This window comes from Hymenobacter cavernae (assembly GCF_014641455.1).
Lineage (GTDB): Bacteria > Bacteroidota > Bacteroidia > Cytophagales > Hymenobacteraceae > Hymenobacter > Hymenobacter cavernae.
Genome location: NZ_BMHT01000004.1, coordinates 349499 through 365421, shown reverse-complemented (window position 1 = coordinate 365421; position 15923 = coordinate 349499). Strand labels below are relative to the sequence as shown.

Here is a 15923-nt window from a genome sequence, read left to right as displayed (position 1 = left end):
CCCGCAAAGGGCTTCTCGTGCAGGAGCACCTTGAAGTGGTGGCGCTCGGCGATGCGGTCCATCAGGTCCATCAGGAGCTGGTTGTGGTCCACGGCCAGGTTGGCGTCCTCGAAGGTGGGGGCGCACTCAAACTGGTTCGGAGCTACTTCGTTGTGGCGCGTGCGCAGCGGAATGCCGAGCTTGGTGCCTTCCTCCTCGAACTCGACCATGAAGGCGTGCACGCGGCTGGGGATGGAGCCGAAGTAGTGGTCTTCCAGCTGCTGGCCCTTGGCCGGGGCGTGGCCGAAGAGCGTGCGCGAAGTCATCACCAGGTCGGGGCGCGCATCATACAAGGCTTTGTCGACCAGGAAGTACTCCTGCTCAATGCCCAGGGTGGTATGCACGCGCTGCACGTCTTTGTCGAAGTACTGGCACACGTCCACGGCGGCCCGCTCCAGGGCGGCCAAGGACTTGAGCAAGGGCGCTTTGTAGTCGAGCGCTTCACCGGTGTAGGCCACGAAGATGGTGGGGATACACAGGGTCTTGGTGCCGGGGGCTTCCAGGATGAAGGCGGGGGAAGTGGGGTCCCAGGCCGTGTAGCCGCGCGCCTCGAAGGTGTTGCGGATGCCCCCGTTGGGGAAGCTCGACGCATCCGGCTCCTGCTGCACCAGCGCCGAGCCCTTGAAGTTCTCGATCGGGCGCCCGTCGGAGTTCAGGTCGAAGAAGGAGTCGTGCTTTTCGGCCGTGGCGCCCGTCAGCGGCTGAAACCAGTGCGTGTAGTGGGTGGCCCCTTTGGCCATGGCCCACGTCTTCATCGCCGACGCTACCGCATCAGCCACTGGTCGCTCGATGGGTGTACCTTCTTTAATGGCCGTTTCGAGCTTTTTGAGGTAGGTACCGGGCATAGTGGCCCGCATTGCATCACTATTAAAGACGTTTTTACCGAAAATCTCCGACCGCCCTTGCGTAGGGGTGGCTACCGGAACTGGCTCGCGTCGGTCAACTAGTTCGAGAGCTTTAAAGCGCAGAATCGACATGCAGGAACTGGAAGTGTAAGGGGAAATATTGGTGTAAAACCTAGGTGTTGGCGGCGCCCCTAATGGCGTTCGGTCACCAGCTCTTTGCGGGTGCTTTCGTATTCTTCATCCACGTTGTAAGTGGATTCTTCGTGCTGGCTCAGGTCCAGACCTAGCTCTTCGTCGGCGGCTTTCACGCGCAGGCCGAACAGCATGTCGGTCACTTTCAGCAGAATCCAGGAGCCAATGAAGGTGTAGCCTACTACAATCACCAGCGCCAGTAGATGGTAGCCAAACAGCGTGGTAGTGCCGTGCACCAGGCCTACTTTGTCGGCAAATACGCCCGTCAGGATCATCCCGACAATGCCGCCCAGCCCGTGGCACGGAAACACGTCCAGCGTGTCGTCGATGTTGGTGCGGCTATTTTTCCAATGCACCCCGGCAAAGCTGATGAGCGAGGCCACCACCCCGATCAGGATGCTTTGGCCGTAATTCACAAAGCCCGCGGCCGGCGTGATAGCCACCAGGCCGACTACCGCTCCGATGCAGGCGCCTACCGCCGTGGGCTTGCCGCCGCGCGCTACTTCCACCAGCATCCAGGCAATCAGCGCGGCGGCCGAAGCTAGGTTGGTGTTTGCAAAAGCGAGAGCAGCCTGCTCATTGGCGCCCAGCGAAGAACCCGCGTTGAAGCCAAACCAGCCAAACCACAGCAAACCCGTGCCGAGCAGCACGAAAGGCACGTTCGGAGTCGAGAAAGAAGTCTGCCGGTTCATGCGGCGCGGACCCATAACGAGGGCGCCCGCCAGCGCAGCTACTCCAGCCGAGATATGCACCACAGTGCCGCCGGCAAAATCGAGCACACCCCACTTGTGCAGGAAACCCTCGGGGTGCCAGGTCCAGTGCGCCAGCGGGCAATAAATGAACAGCCCGAAAAGCACCATGAAAGCCAGGTACCCCTTGAAATTCACGCGCTCGGCGAAGGAACCCGTGATGAGTGCCGGCGTGATGATGGCAAATTTCAGCTGGAAAGCGAAGTAGAGAATAAAGGGAATGCCCGCGGCGAAAGCCGGGTTAGGCGCCGTGCCCACGTTGCGCAGCAAGGCAAACGTGAGCGGGTTGCCGATGAGCCCGTGCCAGCTGTCGCCGTAGGCCAGCGAGAAGCCCACAAAATACCACAGCACCGAGATGACGCCCATCGCCACAAAGCTTTGTAACATGGTGGAAATGAGATTCTTAGGTCGCACCATGCCGCCATAGAAGAACGACAGACCCGGCGTCATCAGCAGCACGAGGGCGGTGGCCGTCAGCATCCAGGCCACGTCGGCAGCGTTGAGGGTACTGGTGCTACCCGCGGAAGGGTGGTCAACCGGCACAAAGGCAGCTACTCCGCTCAGTGCCAACAACACCAGGAGCATCAGCGCGCTAGAAGCAGATTTGGTAGAAGAAGTGTCCATAAAAGCTGATTGGTTACTAGAAAATGTAGATGAAGAAAACCGGAGAAAAGGCGCTACCTAGGTTCAAATTAATTTTGATGCAAAAGCAAATTCTATTCAGCACAACTCGCTAAATAAAACAGCACGCAATTAATTTATTTTTAAGCTACAGCTATAGCCACTATTCTAACGGCTGATGAAATTAACTAATGGCAGCAGTAAGCATCAAAATTTATATACAGCAGCTACCAAAACGCTTTCTGTTGTTTTCTTGGCAATGCCGCCCCTATTCGTAAACAACCTAGGGTCACGATTACCACTATCTACCCGAAATTCAGGAATAATTGTCAAATTATTAACCCTGATATTGGAAGAGAGCGTCGTCTCAAACACACCACCATCAAAGCCAATAACTGCTTTTTTATCGCCCATATATTCGCTCCTAAGCGTCAGGCCAAACCATGATACCGGATCCAAGTTGGCATATAGCGCCGAGCCCCACCAGCTATGAACATTACTCCAGCTGCTTTCACTCTTCGACTGCCGGGTTTGCACCGTGCCGTTGTACGACAAACTGAATTTAGATGAAGCCGCAAACGTCAGAACGACATCGGCCTGGTGCAGCCGCAATGAATCATTCAGGTTGCCGCCCTGGTAATTAAAATAGGCTTTCAGCTTATCATCTTTGGTGCCGGTAGCTAATTGCGCGATGCCCATTTTCGGCATTCCGCTGGCGCTTTTCAGGTCGGTCGGATTTGCGACGCCAACCATCAGCGTGGTTTTGTCGCTAACCGTAAAATCCGCCTTCAAGCCCGTATGGAAGAACGGCCCATACGAGAACATATAGCTCATGCTATAATTGCGATTCAGGTAAGGATCAACGGATTCGTAGCCAATATGCGTGGCCCAGCTGCCGGCCGTGAGCTTGATTTTGGCCGTGGGCGAGTAGGTGACAAACAGCTGCTTAATAGCAAAGCGCGTGTTTGAATCGTTGTACGAAAACTCTTCCGCGCGACGGCCAAACCCAAGATCGGCTACCATTCCTACTTTCCCGATGGTATGCTCTGCTTTCGCGGAAATCATACCTAGCTCAAAGGAATTATGAGTATTGGTGAAGCTCGTATAATTATTATACGGCGCCTCTCTGGGGTTTTGAAAATTGTAGCGGTAATACGCATCCACCGATCCGGATAATTTAAGCGGCAGCGGACGAGTAGGCTCTTGCGTACTATCTGCAACAGATGCGAGCAAGGATAATGCAGCGGAAAGAACAAGCATGCAGGCGATGTATTTGGTGAAAAATAAAAGACATGTAATGTGGGACTTGTATTTTCACTTCTGCCTCAATCTACCGCACTTTGGCACGCTACTCTGTAGAATAACTTACTTCAACTTGCTACTTAGTTTTACTACTTACTTCTTTTAACAGAAATCAATAGTTCTTCTACTCAGCCTCTGATTTTTATTTTATAACAGCTACTCTTTTCACAGAAGCTGTTTCACAATATCATAAGGCATTTAAGTTTCGAAAGACTACGTTACGTCATAACCACCCGGGGTATTTTTTACCCGATGGGCTGCTTATGTTTTTGGCTGCAATAACGAATTATGAGTACTCCGCACATCAATATTCCGATTGCGAATAGTGCATAATCGGTGCTATAGATAACAGAGAAAAAGAAGCCCACCATGTTCCGGCGCGGCAGCTAAAGCGCAAAGACACATCTGCCAGCAAGCATGTTGCTGATTTGATGGCAATCTACAACTAAATGCATCACTTTATCAAAATACACCTTCTATTTTTAGGTACTTTGTTACAAAAACCTTGATTTTTATGCAAACACCCTATGCAAGTCATAGGCATTTTTCCAAAATACTCGTTTAGTATACCAGTTCCACCTTTTGCAGGTGTATCTACTGCTTTCAGATGGGGGCACCGGCTGCGTGACCGCCCTTTAGAAGCGGCTGCCCGACCTAGGTACCGCTGTGCCGTTCAGATCAGGAGAAGATGTTGTATACTACTGCTCCTCTCATCGACTTCACTTTCTCCGCGTATGCAGTTTTCTATTCGGCGCCGCTTGCTCTTGGGTGTTTCACTCTGCCTCGGTACGTCTTTGCCAGGCCAGGCGCAACAGTTCACCCCGCAGGTGCAGGAGTTTATCAGCGTCAATGCGCCTTCCGTGGCCCTTATTGACGCTAAAGTGATAGACGGCACCGGCAAACCGGCGCAGCTTCATCAAACCGTGCTCCTGCAAAAAGGTCACATCGTGCAGGTCGGCCCCACGAAAAAAGTGAAGGTGCCGGCCGACGTCAAGGTGATTAACTGCGCGGGCAAAACGCTGATTCCGGGCCTGGTTATGCTGCACGAACACCTCTATTATACGATGCCGGTGGGCGGCTACTTCAATATTGCCCAGATGCCTTACTCCTTCCCGCGCCTGTACCTGGCCGGCGGCGCCACCACCATCCGCACGGCCGGCAGCATCGAGCCGCAGACGGACCTAGCTATCAAGCGCATGATCGGGGAAGGCAAGCTTATCGGGCCCAATATGGACGTGACGGCGCCTTACATGGAAGAACCCGGCATGGATATTCCGGCCCTGAACACGATTAAAGGTCCCGAGGATGCCGCCGCTTCAACCATCTTTTGGGCGAACAAAGGCTGTACGTCGTTCAAGATGTACATGCACGCCACCCGCGCCGACCTAGGTGCCGTGGTGCGCGAGGCTCACGCCCGCTACCTGAAAGTGACCGGCCATCTCTGTTCCATCACCTACCGCGAAGCCGCCGAAATCGGCATCGACAACCTGGAGCACGGCTTCATGGCTAGCTCCGATTTCGAGCAAGGTAAGTCCGTCGACGTGTGCGACTACCCCAACGGGCGGACGGCGCTGCTGAAGCTGCCGGTGAACAGCCCGGAAATGAAAAACCTGATCAACTACTTGGTCAGCAAGAAGGTGGCCCTCACCTCTACCTTACCGGTGTTCGAACCCTACACGGGCCGGGAAGTGGTGCTAGGTGGCGGCCTGGAGGCGTTGGTGCCGCAGCTACAAGAGCGCGAAAAAGCCACTTGGCAGCAAAATCAGCAGAAGGACACGGCTAGCACACGCTTGTTCAAGAAAGAAATGGCTTGGGAAAAGCAGTTCTACCAAGCAGGTGGCCTGCTAGTAGCCGGCACCGACCCCACCGGTGCGGGCCGCACCATTGCCGGCTACGCCAACCGGCGGCAGATCGAGCTACTCGTGGAAGCCGGCTTCACGCCGGTCGAAGCTATCAAGATCAGTACGCTGAACGGCGCCATTTACCTAGGTCGGGAAAAGGAAATCGGCACGATTGAGGCCGGCAAGCAAGCCGACCTCATCCTAATCAACGGCGACCCGGAGAAGGATATTCAGCAAGTGCGCCAGATGGAGACGGTTTTCAAGAACGGCGTGGGCTTCGACTCGGCGAAGCTGTTTGAGTCGATGAAGGGGAAGGTAGGCTTGAACTAGTAAGCCTACCGGTGCAATGTCAGCAGCCAGCCCTCTTATTCTTCTATTCAATCATAATAAAAGGATAACCTAGCCTTACACCGGTAGCTGGTAGCTTTGTCAACTGATATGACGTTCGCGACCAGCTCCTCAGATCAACACTATTTGAAAGCCCTTGCGCTCGGCGACGAGTCGGCTTTCGATGCGCTTTTCACCCGCTTTTATGCCGGCTTGCTGCGCTACGCTAAGAGCCTGCTGCCCTACCCCACCGATGCCGCCGAAGACGTGACGGCCGACGTATTCTGCACCCTCTGGACCAATCGGGCTCACCTGATGGTGCAGGGCTCGGTGGCGGGCTACCTCTACGCCGCCATAAAGCACCGCGCCTACGATAAGTTACGTCAGCAACGCCGCACGCCCTTAGAGCCCGAAGACGAGCTTCTCAATTTTCAACCCGCAGCCTCCTACCTGGAGCCCGACCAGCTCCTAGCCTTCCAGGAGCTAGACCAACATCTGCTCCAGCTTATTGATAGGCTACCAGAGCGCACGCGCACCGTATTTCAGCTGCACCGCGACGGCAACCTCACCTACGAGGAAATTGCCTCCCTGCTGGTCATCTCCATCAACTCCGTGAAAACGCACATGTTCAGAGCGTTGCGTTTTCTAAAATCTGCGCTGCACGTATCGGGTGCTTTGTAGGAGCTAGCTATAGTGTTTTCTAGAAACTAAGGAGAACGTCATGCTGAGCTTGTCGAAGCATCTCGCGTGCAGTAGTAACCCAATTATTGAGGATTACCATTGCACGCGAGATGCTTCGACAAGCTCAGCATGACGTTCTATGTCCATTCATATTACCTTACTGTTAAGGCTGTTACCCTTCTGTTAAGTCTGATTTTCCTTGTCACGAGTTCAGCGGGTTTGGGCGTCTTTGAGGTCTATGGCGGCTAACTAGCCCGCGCCTCACCGCTTGGAACAGGAAGAACTTTACTTACTCATCACCCGCTACCTAGCCCGCCGGACCTCCTCGACGGAGAACGAATGGCTCGCCACGTGGGTGGCCCAGTCGCCGGAAAACGAGCGGACGTTTGAGCAGCTGAAAACCGTGTGGCAAAGCAGCAAAGCGCCAGCAGCAAACGCCGAAACAGCCGCGGCCCTGCGCCACGTGAAAGCTAGGTTAGGGCTACCCGCCGCCGAGCCTACGCCAGCTCACTTGCCACGGCGACCTAGGTATCAACTCGCGGCCTTGGTACTCGTCGTGTTAGCGGCTGTGAGTGGCCTGTGGTACTTCGTCGCCCAACCTAGCTCTCCCGCTTACCAGCTGAGCCAGACCCAGGCCGGGCAAAAGCAGACCATTCGCTTGGCCGATGGCTCCCGCGTGACCCTAGCCCCGCAAAGCCGCTTGCGGTACCCGGTTGCTTTCGGCGGCACTTACCGCGACGTGTACCTAGAGGGTGAAGCCTTTTTTGAAGTAAGTAAAGACGCGCATCGTCCTTTCCGGGTGCACAGCGGCACCCTGACCACGCAGGTGCTTGGTACCAGGTTCAACGTCAGCGCTTTTGGTCGGGGGCAGCACACGGCCGTGTCGCTGGTGGAAGGCAAGGTGCAGGTGCTCGACCACCAGAATAGCTACCTGCTCACGCCTGGTCAGCAGCTCCGTGCCGACCAAATTACCGGCCGCATCTACCGGCAGGCGTTCGATGCGGAGCAAGTGACGGGCTGGCGCCACAACAAGCTGATTTTCAAGAACGAGAAGCTAGCCGAAGCGGCCAACCAGATCGAGCGCCTCTACGACGTGAAGCTGGTGTTTGCTGATTCGGCCACGGCGGAAGTACGGCTCTGGGCTTCCTTCGACAACGAACCCCTGCCCGCCGTGCTCGATGCCTTGCAGCTCGCCGGCTCCCTGACATGCCGCCGCGAAGGACGTGTGATTTACCTGAGCCAACAGGCGCCGCAAGCGCCATTGAAATAGTGCTTTTCCGTCAGGGAGGCAGCGTGCGGAAACACGCCGCCTCCCAGTAAAAAGGCCGGCAGTTCGCACCTGCCGGTCGGTTGGAGGTCCTTACATCTTGTGTCATCTAAAAAACGCTCACGCCCAAATCTATGAAAAAAACGAGGTACCCTATCATGCGGGGCAACTGGCTGGGTGCGCTGTGCGGCCTAAGCCTGACCGTTTCGAACGCGGCCCCCACCCTCGCCGCCGCTACCAAACTGGTATTGGTGCAGGGCCTAGGTTCTGTGCCGTGCGCCCTCACGGTGAAGCAACAGCCACTGGCCGAGATATTTGCGAGCATTGAGCAGCAAACCGGCTACCGCTTCCTGTACGTGGACCAAACAAACCTGCTGAGCCGCAAGATTAGCGTGGAAGCCCCGCACAGCAACCTAGATGCGGTGCTGCAACTCATTGCTAAGCAAGCCGGTGTGCAGTTTACGCCCCAAAACAAGCGCATCGTGGTGAAGGCTGTGGAAGGCGCGGCGCAGAAAAACACTACCGCGGCCAACCCCATCGTGGTGAAAGGCAGGGTCGCCGATGCAAAAGGGCAACCGCTCCCGGGTGTTACCATCCGGGTGAAAGACAGCACCATCGGCACTTCAACAGGTGTTGATGGCGCCTACCAGCTTTCGGTAGAGCCGGGCAACGTGCTGGTTTTCTCGTTCATCGGCTTCGAAGCGCAACAGGTAACGGTGGGCAACAAAACAGCCTATGACGTCGTGATGCGGGAAGATGCAACTAGCCTCAACGAGGTCGTTGTCACGGCGTTAGGTATCAAGCGGGAAGAACAGGCCTTGGGTTATTCGGTGGCGAAGCTCGATAGCTCGGCCCTCACGCAGGCCAAATCCAATAACTGGACCGACGCGCTGGCTGGCAAAGTAGCAGGTCTCAACCTGGTACGGTCGGGTGGCGGACCGGCTGCCTCCAACCGGATCATTCTGCGGGGCGAAAGCTCGCTGGCCGGCGACAACGACGCCCTAATCGTGGTAGATGGCGTGGTGTTGGGCGGCAGCAACCGACAGTCGGGTACCGGCAGCTCGGCTTACCTGCAAACCGATTCGCCGGTCGACTTCGGCACCAGCCTGAACGACATCAACCCGGAAGACATTGAATCGGTGTCGGTGCTGAAAGGGCCGGCTGCGACGGCGCTCTACGGTGCACGCGGCGGCAATGGGGCCGTTATCATCACGACCAAATCCGGCCACGCCCGGAAAAAAGGCATTGGCGTAACGCTGAACTCCAACGCCGCTATCGAAACGATTTCGCGCTGGCCCGACTATCAGTATGAGTATGGCCAAGGCGATGCAAGCCAGAACTATTACTCGTTCGGCGCTACCGCCGACGGACCTAGCACCCGCAGCACCAGCTCGGCTTGGGGGCCGAAGTTCGACGGGCAGTCTTTCTTCCAGTATGACCCTGCCACTCACACCGGCGCTACGGAACGCACGCCCTGGGTTCCGTACAAAAACAACCGGAAGGACTTCTTTGAGACGGGTAAAACCTTCACCAACACCATCTCCTTAGATGGTGGCACCGACCGCACGGCCGTGCGCCTGTCGCTCACCAACCTCCAGAATACCTGGATTATTCCGAACACGGGCTACACCCGCAACACGGTAGCCTTGTCGGTGAACCAGAAAATTACGGACAAGCTGCAAGTTTCGACCAAGGTCAACTACACGAACCGCTACAGCGACAACCTGCCCTCGACCGGTTACAACAACCAGACGATCATCTACTGGTCGATTTTGCAGGTACCCAACGGCAACCTAGACTGGCTGAAGAACTACTGGGTGCCGGGTGCCGAAGGCATTACGCAGCGCTACCCCTTCAGCAGCCTCGTGGACAATCCGTACCTGATTACCCACGAGATGCTGAACAAATCGAACCGCAACTCCATCACCGGCAACGTGCAGGCCAACTACAAGTTCTCCAAAGATTGGAACCTGATGCTGCGCTCGGCCATCGACTACTCCTACGAAGCCCGCTCGCAGCAGCGGCCCAAGGATACGGAGAAGTACAAGGAGGGCATGTACCGGACGCAGAACATCTTCTCCCAGGAAATCAACAGCGACTTCCTGCTGCAATATGCCCACACGTTCGGACGCCTCGAAACCACGATTTCGGGTGGTGGTAGCCGCCTGCACAACCGCTACAACCGCGACGAGTTGCGCGCCGAGCGCCTACTATACCCTGGCATTTTCACCTTCGCCAACAGCCGCGACCTGCCCTTGGCCCTGCCTTACCGGGCTGAATTTGCGGTGAATAGCTTGTACAGCCTAGCCACCCTAGGTTATAACAAGTTCCTCTACCTAGACCTGACGGCCCGCAAAGACTGGTCGAGCACTCTGGCCGGCCCCAACGGCATCACGCCTATTCCGCTCTATACGTCGGCTAGCTTGAGCACCATCTTGTCGCAAATTCTGCCGCTGCCGGAAGTTGTTTCGTTTGCGAAGCTGCGTGGGTCTTGGGCTCAGGTGGGTAGCGGCGGCACTACGCCTTACCTCACGTCGTACACCTATGCGCCCGCCACGGGCTTTGCCTCCGGCCTGAGCAATCCGGCCAATATTGCCAACCCCGACCTCGTGCCCCGCACCACGCGCAGCGTGGAGCTAGGTGCCGATCTGCGCTTCCTCAACAACCGCATCGGCGTGGATGTGGCCGTGTACCGCAACAACACCTTCGACCAGATCCTGAACGTGCCCCTCGACCGTTCGTCGGGCTACGACTACGCCACGCTCAACGCCGGCCTGGTGCGCAACCAAGGCTTGGAGGTGCAAGCCAATGCCATGCTGATTACGCAGCCGTCGAGCTTCAGCTGGAAAGTGTACGGCACCTACACCGCTAACCGCAACATGGTGGTAGAGCTAGCCGACAGCGTATTTACCTACCAGCTTCAGCGCGGCCCCGGCGGCCGGGGCACGGTAGAGGCCCGGCCCGGCGGCTCGATGGGCGCCATTTACGGCCGCGGCTACCAGCGCGCCCCCGATGGGCAGATCATCTACGAGAACGGCTACCCACTGCTGACGGACGCAAGCAAATACCTAGGTAATGCCTTGCCAAAAGGCAAAGCCAGCGCTGGCACCGAGGTTAGCTACAAGCAATTACACCTGAATGTGCTGTTCGACACGCAGTTCGGGGCCAAAGCTTATTCCATGACGCACTCCGTTCTGGCTGAACAGGGCAAGACCAAGAACACGCTGCCGGGCCGCTACAACGGCATTATCGGCAACGGCGTCATCCGCAATGAGGATGGCTCGTTCCGGCCCAACGACGTGATAGCCGAGAACATTCCGACCTACTACACCGCTCACTACGGCCGCGACAATGTGGAAGCCAACCTGTTCCGCACCGACTTCATCAAGCTGCGCGAAGTGCGGCTCGACTACAACCTGCCCGCTGGTGTGCTGCAAAAGCTCAAGCTGACGAGGGCGTCGCTGGGCATCTACGGCCGCGACCTATTCATTTTCACGAAGTGGCCTGCCTTCGACCCCGAGTTTGGCACCCTCAACGACGGCACCATTGATATGGGCTTCGAGCTAGGTCAGTTCCCCTCGACCCGCACCATGGGCATCAACCTGACGGTGGGCATTTAGCAGCCCTATCTCACCAGAACGTCATGCTCAGAATTCCCAGGGTTTCAACCCTGGAAGAGGCGGCAACACAAAACTTCAACTATGAAAAAGATACAACTAATTGCCTGGGGCTTGCTAGCCATCCTAGGTCTAGGTACTGTAGCGGGTTGCACCGATGGGTTCGAGGAGATGAACGTGAACCCGAATCAAAACCCCAATGTGGTACCGGAAACGCTCCTGGCCCCTGCCCTCACCGACCTGGTGAAGCGCAACATGGACCGGTGCATGCGCATTACTAACGACCTGATGCAGGTACACGTGGCGCGCAACGACAACGACGAAATTCACCGCTACGTGATTCGCCCTGCTGAAGCCGACTACATGTGGAACGGCTGGTACACCCAGCTCACCGACTTCCGCAACATGTACAGCAGCGCCGAGGCCGTGAACAGCAACACGTTCATGGCTATTGCGCGCATCTGTGAGGTCTGGACGTTTTCGCTGCTGACCGATACGTTCGGCGATGTGCCGTATTCGGCCGCTATTTCGGGTCGCCAGGGTATTTTGCAGCCACAGTTCGACCGGCAAGAGGACATCTACAGAGATCTGTTCGATAAGCTGGAAGAGGCTAATACGCTGCTCACCACCAACGTAAACCTGACAGCCGACCAAGCGCAGCTCGATCCATTGTATCAGGGAAGTGCGCTGAAGTGGCGCAAGTTCGGCAACTCGCTTTACCTGCGTTTGCTGCTGCGCGTGTCGCGCAAAACCGACGCCATTGCCAACGGGATGTCACCGCAAGCGAAGCTGCGCGATATGGTAAACACGCGTCCCAACGACTACCCGCTCATCGCCAACAACGACGAATCGGCCATTATGCGTTGGACGGGCACAGCGCCTTATCAGTCCGTTTTCCAGACTTGGCGCACCGCCGACTTCAGCTCTTTTACTTCGCTCAGCGAGTTCTTCGTCAACAACTTGGCAGAGTGGAATGACCCGCGCTTACCCAAATGGGCGACGCTTTATAATGGCAAATACGAAGGCATTCCGAGCGGCTACGAGGTAAACCAGATTCCGGTGGCCAAATCCACCTACCCGGCGGCGCTCATGACCGAGCCGCTGCTAGGTAACATTCTCAACTACCCGGAAGTGCAGCTAAACCTAGCCGAAGCGGCCCTACGCGGCTGGATTTCCGGCGACGCCAAAACCTACTACGAAACCGGCACCACCAACGGCATTACCCTCTGGAAATTGACGGTGCCTGCAAACTACCTGAACAACGGCGACATCAAGTGGGAAGCGGGCAGCAACGACGAGCGCAAGCTGGACCAGATTCACTTACAGAAGTACTACGCGCTGTTCTTCACCGATTTCCAGCAGTGGTTTGAATACCGGCGCACCGGCCACCCCATGATGCCCCTAGGTGCGGGCCTGAAAAACAACCGTCAGATGCCGGCGCGCCTGAACTACCCTATATACGTGCAGTCCTTGAACCAGCAGAACTACCAGGATGCCGTGGCCGACCAAGGCGCCGATAATATCAACACGAAAGTGTGGTGGCAGGAATAGGCAAGCCTAACTCAAGCAACATGAAAACCAAGATCCTTGCTTCCCTAGCTCTTTTATCAAGCGCTTTTGCCTTCACCAGCTGCCTGGAAGACAACCCCGATTACGCGGCCGGCATACCTAGCCCCATCATCTCCCTGGAAGACGTGCGCCGCCTCTACCAAGGCAGCGACGTGGTGCTGGAAACCGGTAAGCTGGCGGGCGCCCACCAAATCGTCGGCGTGGTAATTTCGGACCCGAGCGGGAAGAACGTGCCCGGCGGCCCGAACACCGTCGTGCTTCAAAATAAGCGGCGCGGCGCCATCCGTGGCATCATTCTGCCGCTGAACGACACTCCTACGAACTTAGCTGCCGGCGACTCGGTGGTGGTGGATATTGCCGGCGCGACCCTCTCCAAAGCCAGCGGTGCCCTGCGCATCGAAGGCCTCTCGGCCGCCAACATCGAGAAGGTAGGCAGCAACAAAAAGGCAGCTCTTCGGGAGGTGAACATCCAAACGCTGCTAGCTAACCTCGACACCTACGAAGGCACGCTGGTGCGCATCACGGGCGGCAGCCTGACCCCGGTTCCGGTATCCGGCGATATGTACAAAGGTGATAAAGTATTAGCTGATGGCTCTAACAACAGCATCGTGCTGCACACCGAGGCCGATGCCTCCTTCGCCGCACGGCGCATGCCGGCCAGCGCTACGTTCATTGGCATCCCGATGGGTGCATCAGCCGCACCGCAGCTCTGGATGCGCACCGCCGCCGATGCCCTTGACCCGAGCGGACCCATCTACGCCAAGTTCCCGGAGAGCTTTGAAGCGGTGCCTGCTTCCACGAAAGGCAGCTACAACATGAACACCGCCGCCGTGCCCGACAACACCGTGACTTTCGGCACGGGTCCTTGGAAGCTGTACCAATCTATCCTGGGCAACACCTCCGGCCGCGACCGGTACACGGGGGCGCAAGGCATCCGCATACAGCAGAACCTCAGCGAATCGGCTTACGTGGAAATGAAGTTCGACGTGCCGAACGGCGCCACCAAAGTCACCCTCATTTACGGCGCTTACTACACCGACCCAGCTAGCTCCTGGAAGTTGGAGTACTCGCAAGATCAGGGGAAAACGTGGAAACAAACCGGCCAAACCATCACCGACGCCGGCAACTGGCAACGCTCCATCACCTTCCTGATGGACATCAGCGGGCCAGTGCGCTTCCGCATCAACAAGCTAGGTCTGGGCACGAGCAACCCGCCCGCCGTCTCGAACGGCCGCCTCGGGCTCGATGACATTGCCATTTACGAAAACTAATCTGTGTACGTCAGACCGGCACACGATTTCTAAGCGCTTCAAACCATCTATATCATGTTCAGAAGAAAGTTTTTGCAGAGCCTAGGTACCTTGGGGTTAACGGCTAGCTTGCCCTTGGCGCCGGCGGTACTTGCCGAGGAAAAAGCACCGGCAGCTGAAGCCGGGCACAAACTCAGCTTATCACCTGTCACCATCAAGGGCAAAGTGCACCAGAAAGGCGCGGGCATTGCGGGTGTGCCCGTCACGGATGGCTACAATATCGTGCTGACCGATAAGGCGGGCAAATACACGCTGGAAAGCAACACCACCGCCGAGTTCGTGTACATCACGGTGCCGCGCGGCTACGCCATTCCGCACGAGAAAGGCATTGCCAAGTTTTATCAACCGCTAAAGGCCAGCGGCTCGGGCATGACGGCCGACTTTGCCCTGCAAAAGCTAGCTGCCGACGACACCAAACACACCTTCGTGGTGTGGGCCGATCCGCAGATGATCGACAAGAAGGACACGAACCAGCTCATCACCGTATCGGCGCCCGACCTAAAGGAACTGGCCACGCAGTACGACCAGAACATGTTCGCCATCGGCTGCGGCGACTTGGTGTGGGACCATTTTGAGTTGTTTGAGGACTACAAAAAGGCGGTGGAAGTTACGGGTTTGCCCTTCTACCAAGTCATCGGCAACCACGACATGAATATCACCGCCCGCTCCGACGACGGTTCGGCCCAAACGTTCAAAAGCCTCTTCGGCCCCACGTATTACTCCTTCAACCGCGGCGAGATTCACTATGTAATCCTCGACGATGTGTTCTTCATCGGGCCGCCTAAGAAGTACATTGGCTACCTGACGGAGAAGCAGTTGCAGTGGCTGGAGCAAGACCTAGCCCACGTGAAGCCCGGCAGCACGGTGGTCGTGGCCCTGCACATTCCGGTGGATAGCGGCGACAAGCGGCGCAACAAGCTCAAGGAAGAATCGTTGGGCGGCGTGGTCTCGAACCGGGCCGAGCTGTACCGCATCCTGAAGCCTTATAAAACGCACATCATGTCGGGCCATACCCACATATGCGAGAAGGTAATCGGAGAAAACACCATCGAGCACATTCACGGGGCCGTGTGCGGCGCTTGGTGGACGGGGCCCATCTGCACCGACGGCACGCCCAGCGGCTACGGCGTGTACGAAGTGAACGGCCCTGAGCTGAAGTGGTACTACAAATCATTCGGCAAAGACCGCAAGCACCAGTTCCGCGCCTACCCCAAAGGCGCCGTGCCCGAGCGCCCCGACGACATCGTGGTAAACGTGTGGAACTGGGACCCTGAGTGGAAAGTGACCTGGTTTGAAAACGGCACCCGCCAGGGCGAAATGCACCAGCAAACTGCCCTCGACCCGATGGCCGTGCAGCTTCAAGCCGGCGAGAAGCTTCCCGCTAAGCACAAGTGGGTCGACCCCACCCTCACCGACCACCTATTCTTCGCCAAGCCTTCCAAAAACGCCAAGGAAATCCGCATCGAAGTGACCGACCGGTTCGGGCAGGTGTACAGCGACGTAATGCCGGCTTAGCGCCCGTCCCGATAGGCAGTCATTTCGACCAGCGGGAGAAATCTCGCG

The 15923-nt window shown here is 56.9% G+C and carries 9 protein-coding genes and 1 pseudogene; 7 read left to right on the top strand and 3 right to left on the bottom strand.

The genetic code is table 11. The features are described from left to right. The 3 genes and pseudogenes from IEX74_RS23240 to IEX74_RS12575 form a co-directional block, all read right to left on the bottom strand. Positions 1 to 1016 (bottom strand): annotated as a pseudogene (locus IEX74_RS23240) (glutamine synthetase III domain-containing protein); the annotation flags it as partial. A 59-nt stretch (positions 1017 to 1075) separates the two neighbouring features. After that, positions 1076 to 2449: an ammonium transporter gene (locus IEX74_RS12580; RefSeq protein ID WP_229755258.1), complete on the bottom strand. Its 1374-nt coding sequence runs from the start codon at positions 2447 to 2449 to the stop codon at positions 1076 to 1078. A gap of 204 nt (positions 2450 to 2653) precedes the next feature. Next, a complete protein-coding gene (locus IEX74_RS12575) occupies positions 2654 to 3706 on the bottom strand; it encodes an outer membrane beta-barrel protein (protein WP_188814341.1) in 1053 nt (350 codons plus the stop codon). A gap of 776 nt (positions 3707 to 4482) precedes the next feature. On the opposite strand from IEX74_RS12575, the gene IEX74_RS12570 reads away from it, so the two are divergent. The 7 genes from IEX74_RS12570 to IEX74_RS12540 all read left to right on the top strand — a co-directional run bounded on the left by IEX74_RS12570 (position 4483) and on the right by IEX74_RS12540 (position 15875). Continuing rightward, complete coding sequence (locus tag IEX74_RS12570) at positions 4483 to 5919, top strand: amidohydrolase family protein (RefSeq protein ID WP_188814340.1); 1437 nt, start codon at positions 4483 to 4485, stop codon at positions 5917 to 5919. Positions 5920 to 6063: 144 nt separating this feature from the next. Beyond that, complete coding sequence (locus IEX74_RS12565) at positions 6064 to 6597, top strand: RNA polymerase sigma-70 factor (protein ID WP_188814339.1); 534 nt, start codon at positions 6064 to 6066, stop codon at positions 6595 to 6597. Between the two features lie 268 nt (positions 6598 to 6865). After that, entirely contained in the window at positions 6866 to 7867 is a 1002-nt protein-coding gene (locus IEX74_RS12560) for a FecR family protein (protein WP_188814338.1), read from the top strand. A gap of 131 nt (positions 7868 to 7998) precedes the next feature. After that, positions 7999 to 11484, top strand: coding sequence for a SusC/RagA family TonB-linked outer membrane protein (locus IEX74_RS12555; protein ID WP_229755257.1), 3486 nt, complete (start codon positions 7999 to 8001; stop codon positions 11482 to 11484). Positions 11485 to 11565: 81 nt separating this feature from the next. After that, positions 11566 to 13032, top strand: a complete 1467-nt coding sequence (locus IEX74_RS12550) for a SusD/RagB family nutrient-binding outer membrane lipoprotein (protein ID WP_188814337.1) — start codon at positions 11566 to 11568, stop codon at positions 13030 to 13032. A 20-nt stretch (positions 13033 to 13052) separates the two neighbouring features. Continuing rightward, entirely contained in the window at positions 13053 to 14321 is a 1269-nt protein-coding gene (locus IEX74_RS12545; RefSeq protein ID WP_188814336.1) for a DUF5689 domain-containing protein, read from the top strand. 54 nt (positions 14322 to 14375) lie between these two features. Further along, positions 14376 to 15875: a calcineurin-like phosphoesterase C-terminal domain-containing protein gene (locus IEX74_RS12540; RefSeq protein ID WP_188814335.1), complete on the top strand. Its 1500-nt coding sequence runs from the start codon at positions 14376 to 14378 to the stop codon at positions 15873 to 15875. The last annotated feature ends 48 nt before the right edge of the window (positions 15876 to 15923 follow it).

Coding starts and splice junctions, on each gene's coding strand:
- IEX74_RS12550 (WP_188814337.1), top strand. CDS start 11,566: ATGAAAAAGATACAACTAATTGCCTGGGGCTTGCTAGCCATCCTAGGT.
- IEX74_RS12545 (WP_188814336.1), top strand. CDS start 13,053: ATGAAAACCAAGATCCTTGCTTCCCTAGCTCTTTTATCAAGCGCTTTT.
- IEX74_RS12540 (WP_188814335.1), top strand. CDS start 14,376: ATGTTCAGAAGAAAGTTTTTGCAGAGCCTAGGTACCTTGGGGTTAACG.
- IEX74_RS12575 (WP_188814341.1), bottom strand. CDS start 3,706: ATGCTTGTTCTTTCCGCTGCATTATCCTTGCTCGCATCTGTTGCAGAT.
- IEX74_RS12570 (WP_188814340.1), top strand. CDS start 4,483: ATGCAGTTTTCTATTCGGCGCCGCTTGCTCTTGGGTGTTTCACTCTGC.
- IEX74_RS12580 (WP_229755258.1), bottom strand. CDS start 2,449: ATGGACACTTCTTCTACCAAATCTGCTTCTAGCGCGCTGATGCTCCTG.
- IEX74_RS12555 (WP_229755257.1), top strand. CDS start 7,999: ATGAAAAAAACGAGGTACCCTATCATGCGGGGCAACTGGCTGGGTGCG.